This window comes from Corallococcus carmarthensis (assembly GCF_003611695.1).
Classification (GTDB): domain Bacteria; phylum Myxococcota; class Myxococcia; order Myxococcales; family Myxococcaceae; genus Corallococcus; species Corallococcus carmarthensis.
The window spans coordinates 1-22,437 of record NZ_RAWE01000172.1; the positions used below are offsets into that span (position 1 = coordinate 1).

Annotated in this window: 19 protein-coding genes; 14 read left to right on the forward strand and 5 right to left on the reverse strand. The window is 69.8% G+C overall.

All coding sequences use genetic code 11. The features are described 5' to 3' along the window. Nucleotides 1-52 precede the first annotated feature (52 nt). The 11 genes from D7X32_RS32290 to D7X32_RS32340 all read left to right on the forward strand — a co-directional run bounded on the left by D7X32_RS32290 (nt 53) and on the right by D7X32_RS32340 (nt 14,689). Entirely contained in the window at nt 53-1,048 is a 996-nt protein-coding gene (locus D7X32_RS32290; RefSeq protein WP_120606416.1) for a 3-oxoacyl-ACP synthase III family protein, read from the forward strand. Nucleotides 1,049-1,086: 38 nt separating this feature from the next. Then, nucleotides 1,087-2,643 (forward strand): acyl-CoA synthetase, encoded by a 1,557-nt coding sequence (locus tag D7X32_RS32295; protein WP_120606417.1) that lies wholly within the window; start codon nt 1,087-1,089, stop codon nt 2,641-2,643. 45 nt (nt 2,644-2,688) lie between these two features. Further along, nucleotides 2,689-3,744, forward strand: a complete 1,056-nt coding sequence (locus D7X32_RS32300; protein ID WP_120606418.1) for an alpha/beta hydrolase — start codon at nt 2,689-2,691, stop codon at nt 3,742-3,744. 133 nt (nt 3,745-3,877) lie between these two features. Further along, entirely contained in the window at nt 3,878-5,875 is a 1,998-nt protein-coding gene (locus D7X32_RS32305) for an esterase/lipase family protein (RefSeq protein WP_120606419.1), read from the forward strand. Between the two features lie 20 nt (nt 5,876-5,895). After that, nucleotides 5,896-7,401: an acyl-CoA synthetase gene (locus D7X32_RS32310; RefSeq protein ID WP_120606420.1), complete on the forward strand. Its 1,506-nt coding sequence runs from the start codon at nt 5,896-5,898 to the stop codon at nt 7,399-7,401. Between the two features lie 219 nt (nt 7,402-7,620). Next, nucleotides 7,621-8,358 carry a response regulator transcription factor gene (locus D7X32_RS32315; RefSeq protein ID WP_120606421.1) on the forward strand — a complete coding sequence of 246 codons (738 nt, stop codon included), beginning with the start codon at nt 7,621-7,623 and terminating at the stop codon, nt 8,356-8,358. Nucleotides 8,359-8,375: 17 nt separating this feature from the next. Then, on the forward strand, nt 8,376-9,794 hold the full coding sequence (locus tag D7X32_RS32320; RefSeq protein WP_244239303.1) for a sensor histidine kinase: 1,419 nt from the start codon (nt 8,376-8,378) through the stop codon (nt 9,792-9,794). 45 nt (nt 9,795-9,839) lie between these two features. Next, nucleotides 9,840-11,183, forward strand: coding sequence for an efflux RND transporter periplasmic adaptor subunit (locus tag D7X32_RS32325; protein ID WP_120606423.1), 1,344 nt, complete (start codon nt 9,840-9,842; stop codon nt 11,181-11,183). 67 nt (nt 11,184-11,250) lie between these two features. Further along, nucleotides 11,251-11,997 carry an ABC transporter ATP-binding protein gene (locus D7X32_RS32330; RefSeq protein ID WP_120606424.1) on the forward strand — a complete coding sequence of 249 codons (747 nt, stop codon included), beginning with the start codon at nt 11,251-11,253 and terminating at the stop codon, nt 11,995-11,997. Next, nucleotides 11,994-13,226: an ABC transporter permease gene (locus D7X32_RS32335; RefSeq protein WP_120606425.1), complete on the forward strand. Its 1,233-nt coding sequence runs from the start codon at nt 11,994-11,996 to the stop codon at nt 13,224-13,226. Before D7X32_RS32330 ends, D7X32_RS32335 begins: the two co-directional genes overlap by 4 nt. Further along, complete coding sequence (locus tag D7X32_RS32340) at nt 13,226-14,689, forward strand: TolC family protein (protein ID WP_120606426.1); 1,464 nt, start codon at nt 13,226-13,228, stop codon at nt 14,687-14,689. Before D7X32_RS32335 ends, D7X32_RS32340 begins: the two co-directional genes overlap by 1 nt. Before the next feature lie 4 nt (nt 14,690-14,693). Here the strand turns inward: D7X32_RS32340 and D7X32_RS32345 are convergent, their stop codons facing one another. Further along, complete coding sequence (locus D7X32_RS32345; protein WP_158625802.1) at nt 14,694-15,284, reverse strand: DUF2378 family protein; 591 nt, start codon at nt 15,282-15,284, stop codon at nt 14,694-14,696. 194 nt (nt 15,285-15,478) lie between these two features. Between D7X32_RS32345 and D7X32_RS32350 the strand changes: the two genes are divergently transcribed. After that, entirely contained in the window at nt 15,479-15,874 is a 396-nt protein-coding gene (locus D7X32_RS32350) for a hypothetical protein (protein ID WP_120606428.1), read from the forward strand. A 296-nt stretch (nt 15,875-16,170) separates the two neighbouring features. Continuing rightward, a complete protein-coding gene (locus tag D7X32_RS32355; RefSeq protein ID WP_120559818.1) occupies nt 16,171-16,536 on the forward strand; it encodes a helix-turn-helix transcriptional regulator in 366 nt (121 codons plus the stop codon). Between the two features lie 50 nt (nt 16,537-16,586). Here the strand turns inward: D7X32_RS32355 and D7X32_RS32360 are convergent, their stop codons facing one another. Genes D7X32_RS32360 through D7X32_RS32375 form a run of 4 tightly spaced genes read right to left on the reverse strand, consistent with a single transcriptional unit; the run spans nt 16,587 to nt 21,531 of the window. After that, on the reverse strand, nt 16,587-18,122 hold the full coding sequence (locus tag D7X32_RS32360) for an ATP-binding response regulator (RefSeq protein ID WP_120606429.1): 1,536 nt from the start codon (nt 18,120-18,122) through the stop codon (nt 16,587-16,589). Beyond that, nucleotides 18,115-20,166, reverse strand: a complete 2,052-nt coding sequence (locus D7X32_RS32365) for a hybrid sensor histidine kinase/response regulator (protein WP_120606430.1) — start codon at nt 20,164-20,166, stop codon at nt 18,115-18,117. The genes D7X32_RS32360 and D7X32_RS32365 overlap by 8 nt, the downstream gene beginning before the upstream one ends. After that, entirely contained in the window at nt 20,163-20,867 is a 705-nt protein-coding gene (locus tag D7X32_RS32370; RefSeq protein WP_120606431.1) for a hypothetical protein, read from the reverse strand. The genes D7X32_RS32365 and D7X32_RS32370 overlap by 4 nt, the downstream gene beginning before the upstream one ends. A gap of 4 nt (nt 20,868-20,871) precedes the next feature. Then, nucleotides 20,872-21,531, reverse strand: a complete 660-nt coding sequence (locus D7X32_RS32375) for a cobalamin B12-binding domain-containing protein (RefSeq protein WP_120606432.1) — start codon at nt 21,529-21,531, stop codon at nt 20,872-20,874. A gap of 272 nt (nt 21,532-21,803) precedes the next feature. Between D7X32_RS32375 and D7X32_RS32380 the strand changes: the two genes are divergently transcribed. Further along, nucleotides 21,804-22,334, forward strand: a complete 531-nt coding sequence (locus tag D7X32_RS32380) for a hypothetical protein (RefSeq protein WP_120606433.1) — start codon at nt 21,804-21,806, stop codon at nt 22,332-22,334. Nucleotides 22,335-22,437: the final 103 nt, after the last annotated feature.

The following is a 22,437-nucleotide window of genomic DNA, read 5'->3' on the forward strand; positions in this document are numbered from 1 at the left end:
CCCGAAGTCCCCTCGCCGTCCGTCACGCGGTCCCCGGAGCTGAAACACCGTCATGCGTTACGCGAACATCCTGTCCACCGGCCGCTACGTCCCCGAGAAGCTCCTCACCAACGCCGACGTGGAGAAGATCCTGGGCGAGAAGGTGGACGAGTGGCTCCAGCAGAACGTGGGCATCAAGCAGCGCCACGTGATGGCGGACAACCAGGCCACCAGCGACCTGGCCGTGGCCGCCGCGAAGGAGGCGCTGGCCCGCGCGAAGGTGGACCCCAAGGAGCTGGACCTGGTGCTCGTCGCCAGTGACACGCCGGACTACCTGAGCCCCGGCACGTCGTCCGTGGTGCAGGCGAAGCTGGGCGCGGTCAACGCGGGCACCTACGACATCAACGCCGCGTGCGCGGGCTGGGTGACGGCGCTGGACGTGGCGTCCAAAACCATCTCCGCGGACGACAGCTACCAGCGCATCCTGGTGGTGGGCGCCTACGGGATGACCCGGTACGTGAACTGGAAGGACAAGAAGACCTGCACGCTGTTCGCGGACGGCGCGGGCGCGGTGGTGCTGGGCGCGTCCGACAAGCCGGGCTTCCTGGGCGCGAAGCTGCTCGCCAACGGCGAGTACCACGACGCGCTGGGCATCTACACCGGCGGCACCAACCGGCCCGCCACGGCGGAGACGCTGGCGCTGACGGACGGCAAGCCGGCGGTGCAGTTCGTGCGCAAGTTCCCCTCCACGTTCAACACCGAGCGCTGGCCCATCCTGCTGGACACGCTGCTCAAGCGCGCGGACCAGACGCTGGATGACGTGAAGCTGTTCGTCTTCACGCAGCTGAACCTGCGCACCATCGAAGCCACCATGAAGGCGCTCAACCAGCCCATGGAGAAGGCGCACTACACGATGGACAAGTGGGGCTACACGGGCTCCGCGTGCATCCCCATGACGCTCGACGACGCGGTGTTGCAGGGCAAGGTGAAGAAGGGCGACCTGGTCGCCTTCTGCGCCAGTGGCGGCGGTCTGGCCATGGCGTCCGCCCTCTACCGCTGGACAGCATAGTCCCCTCCATCCCGTCTCTTCAGACAGGAGTTCTTCGCATGTTCATCGGAGACTGGATGGGGCGGGGCGCCCTCTACTGGCCGGAAGCGGTGGCCGTGGTGGACGTGGCCCGGAAGGACGCGGGCCGGTTCACCTACCGGCAGATGAACGCGCGCGCCAACGCGCTCGCGGGCTGGCTGCGGGACGTCGCGGGCGTGCAGCGCGGGGACCGGGTGGCCATCGTCGCGCACAACGGCGTGGAGTACCTGGACACGCTGTTCGCGTGCGGGAAGCTGGGCGCCATCTTCGTTCCCTTCAACTGGCGGCTGCACGCGGCGGAGCTGACGGAGGGCGTGCGCGCCATCCGCCCGCGCGTGCTGCTGTTCGGGGACGACTTCAAGGACGCGGTGGCCCAGGTGCGCGAGCACGTGGGCGACGGCCTGCGGCTGGTGTCCCTGGAAGCACAGGGCCTGCCGGGCGCGGATCCGTATGAGAAGGCCGTGGCGTACGCGCCCGCGGCTCCCGTCACCAACGACGCGGTCAGCGAGGAGGACATCCTCTGCCTGCTCTTCACCGGCGGCACCACGGGCCGGTCGAAGGGCGCGAAGGTGTCCTACCGCATGGTGGCGTGGAACACGCTCAACACGCTGGTGCATGAGATCCGCCAGGGCGACGTGACGGTGACGCACACGCCGCTGTTCCACACGGGTGGGCTGCTCGTCTATACGCTGCCGCTGCTCACCGTGGGCGGCACCGTGGTGCTGATGCGCCGCTGGGACCCCGACGAGATGCTGGGCCTGGTCGCGAAGGAGAAGGTCACGCTCTTCTTCGCCGTGCCCACGCAGTATCAGCAGCTGATGGACTCGCCGCGCTGGAAGGGGACGGACTTCTCTTCGGTTCGCTTCGTGACCAGCGGCGGAGCGCCGTTGCCGGTGCCGCTGCTCCAGGCGTGGCAGGCGGTGCACCCGGTGCCCTTCAAGCAGGGCTTCGGCATGACGGAGTTCGGCCCGGGCATCTTCAGCATGGGGCCGGAGTTCGCGGTGTCCAAGGCGGGCTCCATTGGCCGGCCCAACTACTTCATCGACGCGAAGCTGGTGGACGACGCCGGCAGCGCGGTGCCGCCGGGTGGGGTGGGGGAGCTGGTGCTGAAGGGGCCCTCCATGTGCTCCGGCTACTTCGAGGACGACGCCGCCACGAAGGAGGCCATCGACGCGGATGGCTGGTTCCACACCGGGGACCTGGCGCGCGTGGACGCGGAGGGCTTCTTCACCATCGCGGGCCGCAAGAAGGACATGTTCATCTCCGGCGGAGAGAACGTGTACCCGCTGGAGCTGGAGTCGGTCCTGTTTGAGCACCCCGCCGTGCAGCAGTGCGCGGTGGTGGGCGTGCCGGACGCGAAGTGGGGCGAGGCGGGCCGGGCCTACGTGGTGCTCAAGCCTGGGGCCGAGGCCTCGGCGGACGCGCTGCTCGAGCACCTCAAGGGCCGGGTGGCACGCTTCAAGGTCCCCAAGCGGGTGGAGCTGGTGAAGTCCCTGCCGGTGTCCCCGGCCGGGAAGATTCTGAAGCGGGAACTGCGCGAGGCGGCCATCGCCGCGGACGCGCGGGCCGCTTCGTGACGCACGGTTTTTCTTCTTTCAAGCAACGCAACCAGGAGCGCGCACATGGCTGATACATCCAGGAAGGTCGAGATCCGGGACATCCCCACGCCGCGGCTGCGGGTGCGCGCACGGCTCGTGGGTGACGAGGGATTTCCCGTCATCTTCGTGCACGGCAACTGTTCCTCGTCCGCGTTCTTCGAGTCGCTGATGAAGACGCTGCCCCAGGGCTTCCGGGGCATCGCGCCGGACATGCGCGGCTATGGCCACACGGAAGAGAAGACCATCGACGCGACGCGCGGCATGCGCGACTTCGCCGACGACCTGCTGGCGCTGATGGACACGCTGTCGCTGAAGCGCGCGGTGTTCGTGGCGCACTCGGCGGGCGCGGGCATGGTGATGCAGCTGTCCATCGACCATCCGGACCGCGTGGCCGGGCTGGTGGTGGAGGCGCCGCTGTCGCCCTTCGGCTTCGGTGGCACGAAGGACGCGGACGGCACGCCGTGCTGGGCGGACTTCGCGGGCTCCGGCGGCGGCACGGCCAACCCGGACTTCGTGCAGCGGCTGAAGACGAAGGACCGCACCACGGAGTCGCAGACGTCGCCGCGCAACGTGATGAACGGCTGCTACGTGAAGCCGCCGTTCCGTCACCCGGACGAGGAGATGCTGCTGGACTCCGTGCTGGACACGCACGTGTCGGACGAGCTGTACCCGGGCAACTTCACCAAGTCCGCGAACTGGCCGGGCGTGGCGCCGGGCACCACGGGCATGAACAACGCGATGGCGCCCGCCTGGTACAACACCTCCTCCTTCGCGGCGCTGAAGAACGGGCCGGACGTGCTGTGGATCCGCGGCGCGGACGACGCCATCGTTTCGGATACGTCACTGTTCGACTTCGGCTTCCTGGGCAAGCTGGGCGCGGTGCCCGGCTGGCCCGGCGATGAGAAGTATCCGCCGCAGCCCATGGTGTCGCAGATGCGCAAGGTCATGGATCGCTACGCGGCCAACGGCGGCCGCTACCGCGAGGTCGTCCTCCAGGACACGGGCCACAGCCCGCACCTGGAGAAGACGAAGGAGTTCCACGACCTGCTCGTGCCGTTCCTGCAGGAGCACACCCGCTAGCCGTTCCTGACGCGCGCTGAGGCACGCGAGGGCCCTTCCGGGAAGACCCTGGGGCCCGTCGTGTGTCCGCGCGCGTCCATTTCCCTGTCGCAGTCTGCTGTCGCCGCACCCGTAACCCCCAACGGAGGTATGCATGCGAAGCACCTGGACGTTGTCGCTCACGGCCGCATTGCTGATGGCTGGTTGTGGGGCAGAACCGCCCGCGGAAGCCCCCCCGGCACAGGAGTCCGTCGCCACGGCCGAGGCCCCGCTGGACGCGGACCTGGCGCCGTACTTCGACGCCATCCCCACCTTCACCGGCAACTACCGGGTGGTGGGCACGTACACGCCGCCCTCGTGGTCCTGGGGACAGATTGAGTTGCTGGAAGGCAAGCAGCGCTTCCGCACGGAGTACTACAACCCGCGCACGCTGAAGCTGCGTGACCAGGACACGTACCAGTCCAGCGACTACCCGCTGAGGACGTACTTCGGTTCGCTGAACCAGCAGCTGGTGAACGCGTTCAACCTCTACTACGCGAACAGCTGTGCCACGACGGCCGGGGCCACCTGTCCCACGCCCGGTCCCACCAAGCCGGAGGCGCGCTTCGTCCTGCTGCACAAGGGGCGGGCCACCGCGGCGCGCACCTGTAACGTCAATCTGACGCCGACGCTGCTGGTGCACGGCGCCATCCAGGACGGGAACGTGTGGATGTTCCCCAACGGCAACAACGGTTCGGGCGGCACGTACGGCAGCGCGGCGCAGCTGACGGGCATGGTGCAGGACCTGGAGTCGAAGGGCCGCTGCGTGTACGCGGTGACGTTCGGCTCGTTCCACGGCGACAACTTCAACCACGCCATCCACGTGGCCAACGCCGTGCAGCGCATCAAGGCGCTGCACCCGGGCGTGGCGCGGGTGGACGTGGTGGCGTGGAGCAAGGGCGTGCTGGCGGTGGACCCCTGGCTGGAGAACGCGGCCACGTGGGGCGGCTTCAGCACGACGCGCTTCTTCGAGCGTCTGGCCAAGGAGCAGGCGTCGCAGGTGCCGGCGTATGACGACTCGGTGCGCGTGTACGTGCCGCTGTCCGGGCCGCACAAGGGCATCGACCTGAACTTCCGCCACCCCATCCACACGCTGACCATCGCGAGCACGGCCTCCAACGCGCCGGTGGGCCGTGGCCCGATGCCGTGGACGTACTTCTCCGCGATGCAGTGCGTGACGTTTGGTTATAGCGTGCCCTGGTTCAACAATCCCTACGCGGAGAGCGTGTGCAAGGATTCCGGCGGCGTGTGGACGGACTACTTCCGCCGCATCTACCTGTCGAACATCACGGGTCTGAGCAGCACGGGCACGCCGGTATACGCGAGCACGCTGCAGACGCTGAACACGAACCAGGGGCTGTCCGCGTCGTCATTCAACTTCGACGACTACAACATGAGCCTCTTCGGTGCCGTGAACCCCAGCGGCAAGTACGTGACGGCGTACCCGGGCCAGCTGCAGGCGGCGTATGACCTGCGCAGCACGTACCCGATTCCGGACCGCAGCGCGTCCGCGTGGGACAACATCGACCCGGACGAGAACCGCTACTTCCCCTGGCTGGACACGAAGCTCATCTACAATCCGTACAACCCGTTCTTCGCCGCGGGCTACATGCAGTCGAGCGACCACCGCGTGTGCCGGACGACGGCGTTCGACCCGGTGGGCTCTCCGTGCTTCGCGTACCACGCGCAAGCCATCTACGACGCCACCGACTTGAACGTGGAGGCGTACGACTCGCTGGGTTACGGCAAGTACCGCATCATGGACGGCCTGGGCATGGCCGCGGCGATGGAGATGGGCGGCAAGTTCATCACGCGCCTGGCGGAGCACGGCGTGGATTCCCGTCTGCCGTCGCTCTACGTGCTGTACGGCACGGCGGGCGGGTCGACCCCGTTCGAGACGGACGGCATGACGTCCACCACGTCCACGCTGCGCAGCGACGGCGTGCTCTTCGAGGCGAGCATCGCGGCGATGACCCAGCTGACCCAGGGCTGGACGGCCACGAAGAAGACCGCGGACGCGAAGCAGGAGGGCATGGCCTACGACCACCTGAGCATGGGCATCACCCCGGCCGTGTGGAACAAGATCTCCGCGCACTTCGTTTCGCGGGATTGATGACGTAGGAACCGCCGGGCATGCCCATCGTCCACGACTGGCTGGCCCGGCGGGCTTCGCTCGCCCCGGAGCGCACGGCGCTCGTTGATTCGCTCCGGGGTGGGCGGCGCATCTCGTGGGCGGAGTGGAATGACTCCGCGCACCGGACCGCGTTGCTGCTTCGCGACCTGGGTGTGGGCCTGGGAGACCGCGTCGCGGTCCTGGCCTACAACGGCGTGGAGACGCTGGACCTCGTGTTCGCGTGCGCCAAGCTGGGCGCCGTGCTCCAGCCTCTCAACTGGCGCCTGGGCGTGGAGGAACTGCACGGCCTGCTCTCCGATGTCGCTCCCCGCGTCGTCTGCTTCGGGCCGGAGTTCCGCCCTCAAGTCGACGCCTTGCGCTCCCGGCTTCTGGCGCACTGGGTCCCCTTCGCGGATCCGCTTCCGGGTGAGCGCTGCTTCGCTTCCCGTGATGACCTGTCCGGAGACCTGCCCTCCGTCGAACTGGAGGCGGATTCGCCGTGGGTGCTCTGCTCCACCGGCGGGAGCACCGGCCTTCCGAAGTCCGCCGTGCTCACGCATGGCTCGCTCACCGCCAATGCCGTGAACACCGTCGTCAGCTGGGGCCTCACCCAGGACGATGTCGCGCTGCTCAACGCGCCCCTGTTCCACACCGGCGGCCTCAACGTCTTCACGCTCCCGCTGGTGTACGTGGGCGGTGCCTCCGTCGTGTGCCGGGCCTTCGATGTGGATCAGTGCTTCGACCTCATCGACTCGGGCTCCGTCAGCCTCGTGTTCGGCGTGCCCACCATGTTCATCGAGATGCAGCGGCATCCGCGCTTCGATGCCGTGGACTTCTCACGCCTCAAGCTGCTCATCAGCGGCGGCGCCCCCTGTCCCGCTCCCGTCTTCGAGCGCTTCTTCTCCCGTGGCATCCCGTTCCGCACCGGCTACGGCCTCACCGAAGCGGGCCCCAACAACTTCTTCCTCCCCGACGCCGCCATGCGCTCGCACGCGGGCTCCGTCGGCGTGCCCCTCTTCCATGTCGAAGCGCGCATCGACGGCGAACAGCGCCCCGGCGACGTGGGCGAACTGCTCCTTCGCGGCCCCCACCTGTGCGCTGGTTACTGGCGCCGCCCGGAGGAGACTGCTCGCACCTTCGTGGAGGGCTGGCTGCGCACCGGTGACCTGGCCTCCCGCGACGCCCAGGGCTTCTTCCGCATCGAGGGCCGCGCCAAGGACCTGATCATCTCTGGCGGCGAGAACATCCACCCCTCCGAAGTGGAGAGCGTCCTCGCCGGCCACCCCGACGTCGCCGAGGTCGCCGTCATCGGCGTGCCCGACCCGAAGTGGGGCGAAGTCCCTCGCGCCCTCATCGTCCCCCGGCCTGGCGCCGCGCCCACCCTGGAGGCGCTGGTGGCCTTCTGCTCGGGCCGGCTGGCCCGGTACAAGCTGCCCCGCACCCTGCGCCTGCTGGACGTCCTGCCTCGCACCTCCGCTGGCAAGGTGGACCGGCGGGGGCTCGCCCGGATGCATGGGGAGCGCTGAATTTCCGTTCCGTTGCGTTCGTCCCCCTGGAAGCCCCTGGGATGTCCCGCTGGACCTCCGTTCGTAATATTTCGTCATGGGCCCGTAGCCCCCTGGAAATGTAGGGGTGGGAGGTTGCATGTCGCGGCCCGGAGGCGGACCGCGGGGTCCGGACTTGACGGAGAGAAGCCCGGGCCCTCTTTCGCCTCCGGTCCGCATCCCTCGCGGAGACCCGACCCCATGGAGAACACCCCACGCCCCACGACCTCCGAGGAAGCCACCATCCAGGTGCTGCTCGTCGAGGACGATGAACGCCTGGCGCGGCTCACCGCCCGCTACCTCCAGGAGCACGGCATCATCGTCACCGTCTCCGCCTCCGGCACCGACGCGCTCCTCCAGACGTCCCGTCACACCTTCGACGTCATCCTCCTGGACCTCATGCTCCCCGGCCGCGACGGCCTGGAGGTCTGCCGCGAGCTCCGGACCCGCACCGACGTGCCCATCATCATGCTCACCGCGCGCGGCGAAGAGGCCGACCGCGTCCTGGGCCTGGAGTCCGGCGCGGACGACTACCTGCCCAAGCCCTACTCGTCGCGCGAGCTGCTCGCCCGCATCCGCGCCCAGGTGCGCCGCGCTCGCGGCAAGGTGGGCCCCACCAGCCACCCCGTGCAGGCGGGCCGGCTGGTGCTGGACCCCCGCAGCTTGAGCGCGTCCCTGGACGGCAAGCCGCTGTCCCTCACCACCTACGAGTTCAGCCTGCTGCGCGTCCTGGCCGAGCGCGCCGGCCGCGTCCTCAGCCGGGAGCAGTTGCTCGACCTGGTGAAGGGCAGCGCGGACGAGGTGTTCGACCGCTCCGTGGACGTGCACATCTTCCGCCTCCGCCAGAAGCTGGAGGTGGACCCCCGCAACCCGCGCCTGCTCAAGACGGTCCGCGGTGCCGGCTACATGCTGGCCACCGAGGCCGAGGCGGAGCCGTGAGGTTCTTTCGCCTCCCCATGGGCCTGCTCCCCCGCATCTACCTGGTGGGGGTCATCCAAATCGTCCTCGTGGGCGTGTCGCTCATGCTCGCGCGCGACCTGCTGCGCAACGAGTCCTGGCGCAACCGCTTCGAAGACGAGCTGTCCTACTTCGTCGACGAGTGGGCCAACCTGCGCGACCAACCCGACGCGCTCCATGCGTCGCTCGACCGCGCCCAGCAGCGCATGGGCATGCGCGTCACCCTGCGCGCCGCGGACGGGACGATGCTCGGCAACACGCGTCCGGACCCCGCGCCCGCGCTCAGCCCCGAGGAGCTCTCCGCCGTCGCCTCGCGCGTCACCCGCAGCGGCCAGCGCGGCCCGATTCCAGGGGTCGGGGGTGGCCCCGGCCGCCTCCTGGTGGTGAGCCCCTACCCGGGCTCCGTCCAGGTCTATGCCTCCGTGTCCCTGCCCCCGCCGCCCCCTCCGCCGGATGGCGACCGGCAGACGGCCATCATCGTGGGGCTCGTGCTGGCGTGTACCGCCATCACCTCCGTCGCCTTCGCGCGCACGCTCGCGGGCCCGCTGGAGAAGCTGGCCAGCGCGGCTCGCGCGTTTGGCGCTGGAAGGCTGGACGTACGCGCGGGCCTGCGCCGCAAGGACGAGCTGGGCCTGGTGTCCGAGGCCTTCGACGAGATGGCCGGCCGCATCACCCAGCTCCTGCGCTCGCAGAAGGAGCTGCTCGCCAACGTGTCCCATGAGCTGCGCACGCCCCTGTCCCGCATCCGCGTGGCGCTGGACCTGGCCGCGGAGGGCGACGCGCAGACGGCGCGCGAGCTCTTGCCCGACATCACCGAGGACTTGTCCGAACTGGAGCGCCTGGTGTCCGACGTGCTCACCACGTCCCGCCTGGAGCTGGTGACTGACGGAGCGAGCGGCGGCGTGCCTCCCCTTCGCCTGGAGCGCGTGGACGCGAACGCGCTGGTGGAGAAGGCTGCTGCCCGCTTCCGCTCCGCCCGGCCGAAGCACCGGCTGGAGGTCCAGGTGGACGGCACGCTGCCGGCGCTGGAGGCCGACCCCGTGCTGCTGCGGCGCGTGTTGGACAACCTGCTCGACAACGCGGGGAAATATTCGGAGGCCGGTACCACCGTGAAGCTGCACGCCCGCGCGGAGGGCGACAGCATCCAGGTGGAGGTCCGGGACCAGGGCATCGGCATCGAGCCGGAGGACCTGGCGCGCGTGGGCACGCCCTTCTTCCGCACCGACCGCAGCCGCGCCCGCACCACCGGCGGCGTGGGGCTGGGGCTGGCATTGGTGCGCCGCATCCTGGAGGCGCACCACGGCCGCCTCACGCTGGAAAGCCAGCCAGGGCAGGGCACCACCGCGCGCGTCGTGCTCCCCGGAGTGGGTGCGGCGGACACACCGGACGGCCGCCTCGCCGCAGGTCATCTTTCGTAATAGAGACGAGATTCACCGCAACATTTCAAAACGTACATAAGGGGCATGAAGGCCTTGAGCGAGATGCCGCGAGAAGCGCCGGCCCTGGCGCCGGTGGAATTGGATGAGGACGAGGGTCGCAAGCGCGGCATGCCGCGGTGGGCCTGGGTCCTGGCAATCCTGGTGGTGGCGGGCGCGGTGGTGTTCTGGCGCGTGCGCGCCGGAAACCAGGCGGACACCGTCACCTACGAGACGACCCCCGCCGAGGCCCGCAAGCTCACGGCCAAGGTGACGGCCACCGGCACCGTGGCGGCGCTGGTGACGGTGCAGGTCGGCAGCCAGGTCTCCGGACGCATCCAGGAGCTGATGGTCGACTACAACTCGCAGGTCAAGAAGGGGCAGGTCATCGCCCGCATCGACCCGCAGCTGGTGCAGGCCGCGCTGGACCGGGCGAAGGCGAACATGACCGCCTCGCGCGCGAACCTCCAGAAGGCGCGCGTCAACGCGGACGTGGCGAAGAAGCAGGCCGTGCGCTCGCGTGAGCTGCGCGCGCAGCAGTTCATCTCCCAGTCGGAGCTGGAGACCGCGGAGTCCGCCGCCGCCAACGGGCAGGCGGAGGTGACGGCCGCGGAGGGCTCGGTGGCCCAGGCGCAGGCCGCGCTCAACGAGGCGGAGGTGAACCTCAAGTACACGACCATCGTGTCGCCCACGGACGGCATCGTCATCTCGCGCAGCGTGGACGTGGGCCAGACGGTGGCCGCGTCCCTCCAGGCGCCCGTGCTCTTCACCATCGCGGAGGACCTGCGCAAGATGCAGGTCAACACCAGCATCGCGGAAGCGGACGTGGGCAAGCTGCAGCCCGGCATGAAGGCCACCTTCACCGTGGACGCCTTCCCGGGGGAGGCCTTCAACGGCGTCATCCGGCAGATCCGCAACGAGGCCATCACCGTGCAGAACGTGGTGACCTACCTGGCCGTCATCGACGTGCCGAACCCGGACCTGAAGCTCAAGCCGGGCATGACGGCGAACGTGACCATCGTCACGCAGCAGAAGGACCAGGCGCTCTCCGTGCCCAACACGGCGCTGCGCTACCGCCCCGCGCCGTCGCCGGACGCGGCCGCGCAGGCCCCGGCACCGCAGGCCCCGGCCGGCATGCGCACTGTCTACGTGCTGCGCCGCCAGCCGGAGCAGAAGCCGCAGCCCGTGGCCGTGAACGTGCGCACCGGCATGACGGACGGCACGTTCACGGAAGTGGTGGAAGGTGAATTGAAGACCGGTGATCGCGTCATCACCGCCGCGAACTCGCCGGCGGGCTCGACGCCTTCCGCGGCTCCGTCGGGCGCGAGCCCCGTGGGTGGCGCGGGCGGTGGCCGGGGCATGGGCGGCGGCTCCCGCCGGGGCCCGTTCTAGGCACCCCCAGTCCAATCACTTTCATCTCAGTTTCACTGCGGGCAGGGGAAGGGACAGAGGCAGACAGATGGACGCGGAAACGAAGCGGGCACCCCCCGTCATCCAGCTCAAGAACGTGGCGAAGGTGTACCGCACCGGCGACGTGGAGGTGCGGGCCCTGCGCGGCGTGGACTTCACGGTGGAGCCGGGCGAGTTCGTCTCCATCATGGGCTCCTCGGGTTCGGGCAAGTCCACGCTGATGAACATCCTGGGCTGCCTGGACCGGCCCACCTCCGGCGAGTACCTGCTCAACGGCCGCGAGGTGGCCCGCCTGGACCGCGACGGCCTGGCCCGCGTGCGCAACCGCACCCTGGGCTTCGTCTTCCAGAGCTTCAACCTGCTGGCGCGCACCACGGCGCTGGAGAACGTGGAGCTGCCCATGCTGTACGCGGGCGTGCCCTCCAAGGAGCGGCGCGTGCGCGCGAAGGAAGCGCTGGAGCGCGTGGGACTGGGGGCCCGCCTGGACCACCACCCGAAGCAGCTCTCTGGCGGTCAGCAGCAGCGCGTGGCCATCGCGCGGGCGCTGGTGGGGCGGCCTCGCGTCATCCTCGCGGACGAGCCCACGGGCAACCTGGACTCGCGCACCACGGTGGAGGTGATGGCGCTGTTCCAGCAGTTGCAGAAGGAAGGCCTGACGCTGGTGCTGGTGACGCACGAGCCGGACGTGGCCGAGTACACCCAGCGCGTGGTGGTGGTGAAGGACGGGCGCATCGTGAACGACAAACGCCAGACGCCGAACGCGGCGGTGGTACCCGCCGAGGAGGTGGGGACATGAACATCCTGGAGACGGTCGTCCTGGCGCTGCGTGCGCTGCTGCGTTCCAAGACGCGCTCGGTGCTCACCGCGCTGGGCATCATCATCGGCGTGGGCGCGGTCATCGCCATGGTGGCCATTGGCGACGGCGCGAAGGCCAGCGTGCAGAAGGTCTTCGACTCCATGGGCACCAACCTGCTCATCATCCTGCCGGGCTCGTCCAAGTCCGGTGGCGCGCGAGGCGGCTTCGGCAGCCAGCCCACCATCACCTGGGACGACCTGGAGGCCGTGCGCACGCAGGTGCCCAGCGTGCGCGGCGCCGCGCCGGAGATGCGCTCCAACGCGCAGGTGTTCAGCGAGGACCAGAACTGGAACACCAGCATCATCGGCACGACGACGGACTACTTCACCGTGCGCAGCTGGACCATGGCGAAGGGCGCGCACTTCACGGACGCGGAGAACGAGGCGGGCGCGAAGGTGGCGGTGCTGGGCCAGACGGTGGTGGACAACCTCTACGGCAAGGGCTTCAACCCCGTGGGGCAGGTCATCCGCATCAACAAGACGCCCTTCACCGTGATGGGGGTGACGGCGCCCAAGGGCCAGTCTCCGGTGGGCCAGGACTTCGACAACACGGTGTTCGTCCCGGCCACCACGTTCCGCCGCCAGGTGCAGTCGCAGAGCCTGGGCGCGTACATCACCGGCGCGGTGTTCGTGCAGGCGGCCAGCGCGGACCTCACGGCCAAGGCCCAGACGGACGTGACGAACCTGCTGCGCGAGCGCCACCGCCTGGGCGAGGACGACGCGAATGACTTCGACGTGCGCAACCTGGCGGAGGTGGCGAGCGGTCAGCAGCAGAGCACGGAGACGTTGAGCCTGCTGCTCGCGGCCATCGCGGCGGTGTCGCTGGTGGTGGGCGGCATCGGCATCATGAACATCATGCTGGTGAGCGTCACCGAGCGGACGCGCGAGATTGGCGTGCGCGTGGCGGTGGGCGCCCGGCCGCGCGACATCCTGGCGCAGTTCCTCATCGAGGCGCTGACGCTGGCGGTGTTGGGCGGAATCATCGGCGCGGCCGTGGGCCTGGGCGTGGCGAAGCTGCTCGCCGCGCAGTTCGGCTGGCCCATGCTGGTCCGCCCGGACGTCGCGTTGCTGGCCATCGGGTTCAGCGGCCTGGTCGGGGTCGTCTTCGGTCTGTATCCGGCGCGCAAGGCGAGCCTGTTGGATCCCATCGATGCACTGAGGTACGAGTGATGCGCGCGCTTCCGTTGACGCTTTCGTTGTGCGTCCTGCCCGTGGTCGCGGGGGCCCAGACGGCCCCGCAGTCCGCGGCCCCGCAGGCGCAGCAGGCTCCGGCGGCCCCGCCGCAGGCCCCTGCGACAACGCCCCAGGACCCGTCGAAGCCCGTGACGCCTCCCGCCGTGCAGCAGTCCCTGTCCGCGTCTGCCGTCTCCGAGGGACGCGTCATCACCCTGGCGGAGGCGGAGACCGCGGCGCGCGAGCATCAGCCGTCGCTGCGCTCGGCCCAGGCGAGCACCGACGCGGCGTACGCCCGGGTGGATCAGGCCTTCTCCAGCTTCCTGCCGCAGGTGAGCGCCAGCGCCAGCTACACCCTGGGCACCAGCAACCGGGCCGTCATCCAGAACGTGCCGGGCAGCGACACCGGCGTGGTGTCCAACTCCACGCGGCGCTTCAGCGGCGGCCTCGCCGCCAACCAGCTCATCTACGACTTCGGCCGGACGTCCGGGCGCTACAACGCGTCGAAGGAGAACGCGGGCGCGCAGGAGGACTCGCAGCAGCAGGTGCTCCAGGACGCGCTGCGCGACGTGCGCTCCGCGTACTTCAACGTCCTCACGCAGAAGGCCCTGCTGGGCGTGGCGCGTGAGACGCTCCAGAGCGAGGAGGCGCGGCTCAACCAGGTGAACGCGTCCGTGCAGGTGGGCTCGCGGCCGGAGATCGACCTGCTCCAGCAGCGCACCGCGAAGGCCAACGCGCAGGTGGCGCTCATCCGCGCGCAGAACACCTACGCCACCGCGAAGGCGCAGCTCAACCAGACCATGGGCGTGGAGACGTCCACCGACTACACCGTGCAGGACGTGACGGTGGCGGCCATCGCGGGTGAGGACGAGGTGCTGGACGCGCTGGTGAAGCGCGCGCTGGAGGCCCGCCCCGACGTCGCCGCGCGCGAGCGGCAGATTGCCGCGCAGGAGTCGCAGGTGAAGGTGACGAAGGGGGGCCACTGGCCCAGCCTGAGCGCCACGGGCAGCCTGTCCGACGTGGGCGAGAACCCGTTCAACGGCGCCACGCTGAGCGCGCAGGGCGGCGTGCAGCTGAGCTGGGCGCTCTTCCAGGGCGGGCTCGTCAACGCGCAGACGCGCGAGGCCAACGCCAACCTGCGCGACCTCCAGGCGCAGAAGGACGCGCTCCGGCAGCAGGTGCGGCTCCAGGTGGAGCAGGCCCGGCTCAATGTGGTGGCCACGCGCGAGGCGCTCACCGCCGCGGACGAGGCCCAGGTGAACGCCCGCGAACGGCTGCGCCTGGCCGAAGGGCGCTACCGCGCGGGCGTGGGCAACATCATCGAGGTCAGCGACGCGCAGGTGGCCTTCACCAACGCCGCCGCCCAGCAGGTGCAGGCGACGTACGACCTGGCCACCTCCCGCGCGGAGCTGGCGCGCGCCCTGGGCACGGTGGAGCTGAGCACCGTGGCCTCGCGGTAGGGGGCTACAGCGTCACCAGGAAGCGGGTGGCGGCGCCCACCGCGTCGTGGTCCAGCACGTCCACCCGGGCGTGCACCGCGCCCGCGTCCTGGAACGCGAACGTGAGCAGCCCCTGGGCGAAGCGCGGCGGCTCCGCGGACAGCCACGCGTGGCCCATGAACTCCGCGCGCGGACGGATGACCAGCTCCCACGCCTCTCCCCCCGGACGCGGCACCACCGTGGCGTCCAGGAAGGTGTGCCCCCACTGGACGTTGTGGGCCATGCGCTGGAGCATGCGCTCCGCCCCCACCACGCGCGCGAAGCCGTGCAGGGACGCCCCCATGCGGGACGCCTTCACGCTCTCGCCGTAGCGTTCACCCAGCAGGTACAGCGCCCGCGCCTCCCCCAGCCCCGGGTTCAGCAGGCGCGCCATCCTTTCGATGAGGCGCGGCCACACCTGCGCCGGATACGCGGGTTTGCCTCGCGCTTCGTCCGCCAGCCCCAGGAACCGCAGCGTTTCGCGAAAGCCGGGCGTGCTTGCGTCCACACACGTGAGCATCGCTTCCACTGCCTGTCCCAGCACGAGCGGCACCAGCGTGTCTTCGGGGGTCCTCATCACATCCATCCCCCGGCGATAACGCCCGGCTCCATTTCCACGCATCACGTCTCCGTGAAGACATGTTTCGGCCGCGCTTGGACGGGGATGCGCGCGTGCGCATTTCAGCCGTTCATCCGCTGGAACCCCACGGTCATCGTTCGTTCATGTGAAGGCTCTATTCCCAAGGCTCCCCGTCGTCACCGGAGCGGACCATGGACGCGAACCGCTGGGCCCACCGAGGCGTGCTGCTGCTCCTGGTGCTGGTGGGCGGCCTGTGCGGCGGTTGCCCTGAACCCCCGCTGTCCGATGTGCCGGACGCGCGCTTCAGCACCCCCGTCTTCGAAGCCCACGTGGCGCCGGATGGCGGCTGCGACGTCAACGGTGACGGCCACGGCGAGGCGCTCACCGTGGACGCGCCGACGCCGGTGACGGTGCGCTGCCTGGGGGACTGGGACGGTGACGGCTACGCGGACGTGGCCGTGCTGCCGCGCGACGACACGCGCGCCGTGTATCTCTTCCGCGGCGGCCCCACGCGCTCCGGAGACCTGTCGCTGGACTCGCCCGACGCCGTGTATCTGGACGGCACTGAAAACATGAGCCAACCCTGAAGGGTGGCAGTGGCGGCAGGACGCTCGAACACCGTAGGAAACGGCGGCTCCAACGTCATGGGTCACCTCCGGACAAGCCAGGAAATGCACGGGGACGCGCGCCGCAGAGGCCATTTCCAGAGGGCGCTCCGTCTCAGAAGAGGCATGGGTGTCGGGGTTGCCCGGACTCCGAAAGTCCACCTCCCGCGCAGCGACCCTATGGGTGAACAATGGGAGGCTGACCCGGCAAGTTCTGTCTGTCTGCCTCTATACGTCCTATGCCGTCGGCCAAACGTTTCGGGTCGGCAAGCAAAGGCATGGACAAGAAACTCGCAACCACCATCGGCGCATCCGCACGGGTCGCCCGGGGCCGCATGGAGCTTACGCAGGCCGACGTGGCCGAGCGAATCGACGTGGCCACGGAAGTGTACGGCCGCCTGGAGCGCGGCGGCATGCTCCCCAGCGTCCAGACCCTGCTGAAGCTGTGCCACGAGCTGCACGTCTCCGCGGACGAGCTGCTGGGACTCGCTGCGCAGGGTGCGCCGCCGTCGCGCGCCAGCGAAGCCCCTCCGCCCACGCCGGAGCGCCCGGAAGTGCGCCGGCTGCTGCGCAGCGTGCGCCAGCTGGACCCCGCCCAGGTGAAGCTGCTGGGCCTGGTGGCCAACGCGCTGACGCGCCGGTAGCCACCCACCCCACTCCCGTCTGGGAGACCGGGACCGCGCACGAACCCCCTCTAGAGGTTCGACAGGACGCGATCCAGGTCGGCGGGCCGCACCGGCTTGGTGAGGTGCACGTCGAACCCGGCCTTCAGGGCCCGCTGGTAGGCCTCCGGGTCGCCGTAGCCGCTGAGCGCCACCAGCCGCAGCTGCTGCCCCACGCGCGCGCGCAACGTCCGCGCCACCTGGAAGCCGTCCATCCCCGGCAGGCCAATGTCCACCAGCGCCAGCTCCGGCGCGTGCTCCAGGGCCAGCGCCACGCCTTGCACGCCGTCCTGCGCCACGGCCACCTGGTGGCCCCACAGCTCCAGCAGGTCGCGCATGGACTGTCGCGCGTCCGAGTTGTCCTCCACCAGGAGGATGCGCCGCGCGCGCCGGGCGTCCAGCAGGTTCGTCCCGGCGGTCCGGGGGACGCGGTCCTGGGGCAGCAGCGGCAGCTTCACCGTGAACTCGCTGCCCTGGCCCAGCCCGCCGCTGATGGCTTCCACGGTGCCGCCGTGCATCCGCACCAGCGTGCGCACCAGGGTGAGGCCAATGCCCAGGCCCCCGCGTGAGCGCTCCAGGGACGTGTCCGCCTGGGCGAACAGTTCGAACATGGCGGGCAGCTTCTCCGGCGGGATGCCGATGCCGGTGTCCTTCACCCGCAGCACCGCCTGCGCGTTGCCGTCCACGCCCTCCTGGAACAGGTCCACGGTGACGGTGCCCTGGTCCGTGTACTTGGCCGCGTTGTCCACCAGGTTGGTGAAGATCTGCTCCAGCCGCGTGGCGTCGCCCTCCAGCCACAGCGGCGTGCGCGGCAGGTGGACCTCCAGGTTCAGGCCGCGGGCCTCCACGCGGGGGCGCAGGATGGCCAGCAGCTGCTGGAAGCTCTCCGTCAGGTTCACCGGCTCCGTGCGCAGCTCCACCTTGCCCCGGGTGATGCGGCTGACGTCCAGCAGGTCGTCCACCAGCCGCGCCAGGTGGTGCGTCTGGCGCTGGATGATGCCGTGCATCCGCGCTTCCTTGGTGTCCGTGGGGGGCGCCTTGCGCTCCAGGATGCCAATGGCCGTCATGATGGCGGCCAGCGGGTTGCGCAGCTCGTGGGCCAGCATGGCCAGGAACTCGTCCTTGCGCCGGTCCATCTCGATGAGCTGATCCGTGCGCAGCCGGGCCTGCTGCTCCGCGTGGCGCAGGCGCAACAGCGAGCGCACCGTGGCGATGAGCTCCGAAGGTTCGTAGGGCTGGGTGAGGTACGCGTCCGCGCCGCCCTCCAGGCCCTGCACCTTCTTGTCCGGCGTGACGAACGTCGCGGACGTGTGCATCACCGCGATGGCGGCCGTGGCCGCGTTGGCCCTCAGGCGCGCGCAGACCTCATAGCCGCTGATGTCCGGCAGCTTCACGTCCAGGACGATGACGTCCGGGCGGTGCTCCTCCGCCATGAGGAGCGCCGCCATGCCGGTGGCCGCCTCCAGCACGTGGTAGCCGGACATCTCCAGGATGCGGTTGACCAGGTAGCGGTTGGCCTCGTCGTCGTTGACGTTGAGGACCGTGGCCAGGCGCTGTTCCTCAGCCACGGGGGTTCACCTCGCGCAGGTCCCGGTTCCCCAGGCCCGCCTTGGACAGCGCGTCGCGGATGCGGGTGATGGCCACCTCCCGGCTGAGCGTGTGCTTGGCCAGGATGGCGGACGTTTCGCGCGACAGCCGGGCCCGCTCCGACTCCTGCAGCTGGTGGGAGGTGTGCAGGATGATGGGGATGTCGCGCGTGCGCGGATCCGCCTTCAGTTCGTCCAGCACGTCGAAGGCGGTGATGTCCGGCAGCACGAAGTCCAGGAAGATGAGGTGCGGGGCGTTCTCGCGGGCCAGTCTCACGCCCTCGCGGCCGTTGGAGGCCTCCATCAGCTGGAAGGGGGTGTCCTTGAGCAGCTGCTTGAGCAGGTAGCGGTGCACGTCGTCGTCGTCGATGATGAGCAGCCGCTCCACCGGCCCGGTGCGGGCCAGCGACGCCAGCTTCTTCTGCAGGCGCACCTCGTCCACGGGCTTGAGCCAGAACTCATCCGCGCCCAGGGCGCGCGCCTTCTGCTCGCGGTCCGTCACGGTGACGACGAGGATGGGGATGTCGCGCGTCTGCTCGCCGTTCTTCATCTCCGCGAGGAAGCTCCAGCTCGTCTCGCCCTCCAGCATCACGTCCAGCACCATGGCGGCGGGGCGCACGCGCTGCATCACCCTGCGCGCGTCCTCCACGGTGCGCACGGGCAGCACCTGGAAGCCGGAGCGCGCCAGGTACTTCTCGTAGAGGAACAGCGTCTGGCGGTCGTCCTCCAGCACCAGCACCGGCGCGCGCGAGGGGTCGAGGCTCTCGCTGCGCTGGGTGAGCCCCGTCATCTCCGAGACCTCCGGGTGGACGCGCGGCAGGGTGATGATGAAGGTGGCGCCTTCGCCCAGCGTGCTTCGCACGGTGAGCATGCCGCCCAGCACCTCTGTCAGCTTGCGCGCCAGCGGCAGGCCCAGGCCGGTGCCCTTCACGCGCCGCTGCAGGTGGCTGTCCACCTGGATGAACTCCTCGAAGACGCGCTCGTGGTTCTCCGGCGCGATGCCGATGCCCGTGTCCTTCACGGTGAACACCACCGTGTCGCGCGGGCCCGGGGCCGCGGACACCGTGACGGAGCCGGACTCGGTGAACTTCACCGCGTTGGAGACCAGGTTGCGCACCACCTGGCTGAGCTTGGCTTCGTCCGTCTCCAGCTCCAGCGGCTCCGGCGGCTCCTCGAAGTCGAGCGTCACCTTCGAGTCCGGCGCCAGCAGGGGCCGCGTCATGCCGCGCAGCGCGCTCATGAAGTCGGACACGACGAAGCGGCTGTGGCGCAGCGTCGTCTTGCCGGACTCCACCTTGGACAGGTCCAGCAGGTCGTTGACCAGCTCGAAGAGGGCCTCCGCCGAGCCGCGGATGAACTGGACCTGCTTCTCCTGCTCCGGCGCGAGGCTGCCGTTGAGCGGGTTGAGCAGCACCTTGGACAACCCGAGGATGGAGTGCAGCGGCGTGCGGAACTCGTGGCTCACGTTGGCCACCACGCGGCTCTTGATCTCCGACGCGCGCTGGAGGCTCTCCGCCTTCTCGTCCAGGGCGGCGTGCAGGCTGCGCACGCCGCGGTTGGATTCCTCCAGCTCGCGGTTGAGGCGCGTCAGCTCCTCCGCGCGGAGCTTGAGCTCGTGCTGCTGGCGCTCTGTCTCGCGGTGGAGCGCGGACAGCTCGCCCAGCGTGGTGCTCACCTGGGTGAGCGCGGCGCCGTAGTCCTCCGGCACCAGGCTGCCCACCATGGCGATGCCGCCGTCGTGCGGCCGGGCGCGGAATGCGAACGTCATGGGCTTGTGGCCGTGCTGGTGGAGGATGAGCTCCCAGCCGTCCACGGCCTCGTCGCGCGCCTGCACGAGCAGCTTCTCCACCTTGTTCTCGCTGCCGTGGCTGGCCAGGCTCTTCAGCGTCTGCCCGGGCTTGACGCCCAGGATGCGCGCGGCTCGCTCGTCGCGCCAGACCACCGTGCCTTGCGCATCGCAGGCCAACGCCAGCTCGCGGCTGAGGGATTCGAAGATCCCGGAGGCGCGGTCATCCTCTTGCATCATGAGTGCGTCTCCTCCCATGAAACGGGCGCCCGCGCGAGCAGTGACAGCGCTTCGGGATGTTCGTCCGTCAGGGCCGCCTTCAACGCGTCCAGGGTTTGGAGAAGGGTCAAGGGAGCCAGCCCCCGCTGGGGCCAGAATCCCGCGTACCACTGGAGGTGCGCGTCCCACAGGTCCGCGCGGTCCAAGGCCAGTGCATCCGAGAGATAGGACAGCTGGAGGCGCACCTCTTGTTCCAGGCGGGGGCGACTTCCAGGTGGCAGGGGGCTCTCCGTCCGCCGGACGACCGCGCTGATGATGGCGGCGGAGTCCTCCTCCAGGGTGTGTGCGGGGCCTTCCTTGTAGCGCAGCGCCTCACGCGCGGCCTGGACGTAGGTGTGGGGCAGCGAGTCCGGGCCGAAGCCTTCCGCCTGGAGGGCGCGGGCGAGTCCCTCGAAGTGCTGATCCAGGTGCAGCGAGCACATGCCGCGCGTGACGAGCAGGGTGCGCAGCCAGCGCGCGTAGTCCTCCAGGATTGCGGGGCGGGTCGCATCCAGCGCCTGCACGAGGTAGCGCACGTGGAAGACGGCGTCCTCGTCACCGAAGCGGCGGGCGCGTGGGAGGCCGTAGCGCGCGGCCCAGAACGGATCCTCGTACAAAGCCTGAACGGAGTTGGAAGCGAGGAACGCGGTCCGGGCTTCCACCTGGAGGCTCACGTGCGGCATGGCGTCAGACTCCCAGGGTGCGGCAGGCGGAGGCGACGAGCTCACGGACGCTCTTGCCGAAGAAGGAGACGGCCAACTCGTCCTCGAGGATGGGCCCCCAGTCGAAGGCGAGCCCGCCCACGGCGATGGGGAGGGAGGGGGAGACCGCACGCACCTTGCGCACGGCCTCGCGGACCTGGGGCATGTGGAAGGGCATGGAGACGGAGAGGGCCACGAGGTTGGGCGGCGACTCGCGCACCATGCGGGCCAGGTGGTCGGCGGGCACGTTGGCGCCGAGGAAGCGCACGTCGAAGCCGGCCATCTCCAGGAAGTCGCTGGCCATGCGCGCGCCCACTTCGTGCAGTTCGCCCTCCACGCACGCCATCAGCACGACCTTGCCGTTGGACGGGTCGCGGGGCAGGTGGCGGTACAGGTGGGCCAGGACGTACTGGGAGATGGCGGTGGCCAGGTGTTCCTGGGCCACGGAGATGTGGTTCTCCTGCCAGAGCCGGCCAATCTCGTACTGGGCCGCCTGGATGACCTCCAGGTGCAGCACCTGGAGGGGCACACCGCACAGCAGGCCCTCATCCACGAGCAGGCGCAGGGCCTCCTGGCGGTTTCCAGAAAGCTGCGCGGCGAGGTACCGCTCCCGCAGCGCGTCGATGGCAGGGGTCGTATGGATCACGGGAGCCGGGCGGGTGTCGGACGGGGCAGGGTAGGGGGCTTCCTGCTTCCGTTAAACCCCGGGGCCTCCGCCCGCTTCCGTAAGTGAACAGTCACCAGCCTTGTAGATGGAGCGGCTGCTTTTCTGCTTGCAGACCGAGCGGACTCGGGGCTGGGCGCGAGGATGCCGGGATATTCCCGGCCCGGGGTGGCCCTCCGCATGGCGACGGAGTCCTGCGCATGGCTCTACGCCACATCCAACGGACGATATGAGATGCGCGGTAGGAAGGCCGCATGCGAGGGCGGATCATGTCGCTGAGGACGGTCGCGTTGGTGTTGGGACTGCTGGGCTGTGCCCGGAGGCCCGAGCCTCTTTCGGCGCCCGTCCTGGAGGACCGGACCGTCCGTTTCCCGGTCTCCGCCGACGCGGGCGTCATCCAGGAGGGTGCGCCCGTCGTGCTGGATGGCGAGACCCTGCGCGCGTTGATGATCGTCTCTCGCGACCTGTTCCCATTGGGGAGCGCGGCGACGTCCTGTGACAGCCGGCCGGAGTCCTACACGTACCGGGTGCTCCGGCAGGACGGCCTCCTCTTCGTCTACGTGGAGGAGAACCCCTCCGCGTGTGGACGGCGGTTCCCGGCGCTCGACTCCGGCGCGAAGTACGCCCTTCGCCCGGACGGGCGCATCCTCCGGCGCGTCGTCGACGGCGTGGACGCGGATGACGACTGGCGAGGCGTGATTCTACCGGACGGCGGAGTCCACACCCTCCTCGTGCCCCCGAGCCAGGGGCTGATGCCGGCGGAGGGTGAGGACGCGGGACGGTGAAGGTCATGGGTGGGCGGGTGTGCTCCGCTTGCCCCGGATGGAGCCGGCGGGCGGACGTGCGGGTTTTCCTTTCCCGGCCCGGGGTGGCCGGGAAAGGAAAACC

Excerpts from the sequence above, each read along its gene's own strand:
- D7X32_RS32290 (WP_120606416.1), top strand. The coding sequence starts at position 53 with ATGCGTTACGCGAACATCCTGTCCACCGGCCGCTACGTCCCCGAGAAG.
- D7X32_RS32295 (WP_120606417.1), top strand. The coding sequence starts at position 1,087 with ATGTTCATCGGAGACTGGATGGGGCGGGGCGCCCTCTACTGGCCGGAA.
- D7X32_RS32300 (WP_120606418.1), top strand. The coding sequence starts at position 2,689 with ATGGCTGATACATCCAGGAAGGTCGAGATCCGGGACATCCCCACGCCG.
- D7X32_RS32305 (WP_120606419.1), top strand. The coding sequence starts at position 3,878 with ATGCGAAGCACCTGGACGTTGTCGCTCACGGCCGCATTGCTGATGGCT.
- D7X32_RS32310 (WP_120606420.1), top strand. The coding sequence starts at position 5,896 with ATGCCCATCGTCCACGACTGGCTGGCCCGGCGGGCTTCGCTCGCCCCG.
- D7X32_RS32315 (WP_120606421.1), top strand. The coding sequence starts at position 7,621 with ATGGAGAACACCCCACGCCCCACGACCTCCGAGGAAGCCACCATCCAG.
- D7X32_RS32320 (WP_244239303.1), top strand. The coding sequence starts at position 8,376 with ATGGGCCTGCTCCCCCGCATCTACCTGGTGGGGGTCATCCAAATCGTC.
- D7X32_RS32325 (WP_120606423.1), top strand. The coding sequence starts at position 9,840 with ATGAAGGCCTTGAGCGAGATGCCGCGAGAAGCGCCGGCCCTGGCGCCG.
- D7X32_RS32330 (WP_120606424.1), top strand. The coding sequence starts at position 11,251 with ATGGACGCGGAAACGAAGCGGGCACCCCCCGTCATCCAGCTCAAGAAC.
- D7X32_RS32335 (WP_120606425.1), top strand. The coding sequence starts at position 11,994 with ATGAACATCCTGGAGACGGTCGTCCTGGCGCTGCGTGCGCTGCTGCGT.
- D7X32_RS32340 (WP_120606426.1), top strand. The coding sequence starts at position 13,226 with ATGCGCGCGCTTCCGTTGACGCTTTCGTTGTGCGTCCTGCCCGTGGTC.
- D7X32_RS32345 (WP_158625802.1), bottom strand. The coding sequence starts at position 15,284 with ATGAGGACCCCCGAAGACACGCTGGTGCCGCTCGTGCTGGGACAGGCA.
- D7X32_RS32350 (WP_120606428.1), top strand. The coding sequence starts at position 15,479 with ATGGACGCGAACCGCTGGGCCCACCGAGGCGTGCTGCTGCTCCTGGTG.
- D7X32_RS32355 (WP_120559818.1), top strand. The coding sequence starts at position 16,171 with ATGGACAAGAAACTCGCAACCACCATCGGCGCATCCGCACGGGTCGCC.
- D7X32_RS32365 (WP_120606430.1), bottom strand. The coding sequence starts at position 20,166 with ATGATGCAAGAGGATGACCGCGCCTCCGGGATCTTCGAATCCCTCAGC.
- D7X32_RS32370 (WP_120606431.1), bottom strand. The coding sequence starts at position 20,867 with ATGCCGCACGTGAGCCTCCAGGTGGAAGCCCGGACCGCGTTCCTCGCT.
- D7X32_RS32380 (WP_120606433.1), top strand. The coding sequence starts at position 21,804 with ATGCGAGGGCGGATCATGTCGCTGAGGACGGTCGCGTTGGTGTTGGGA.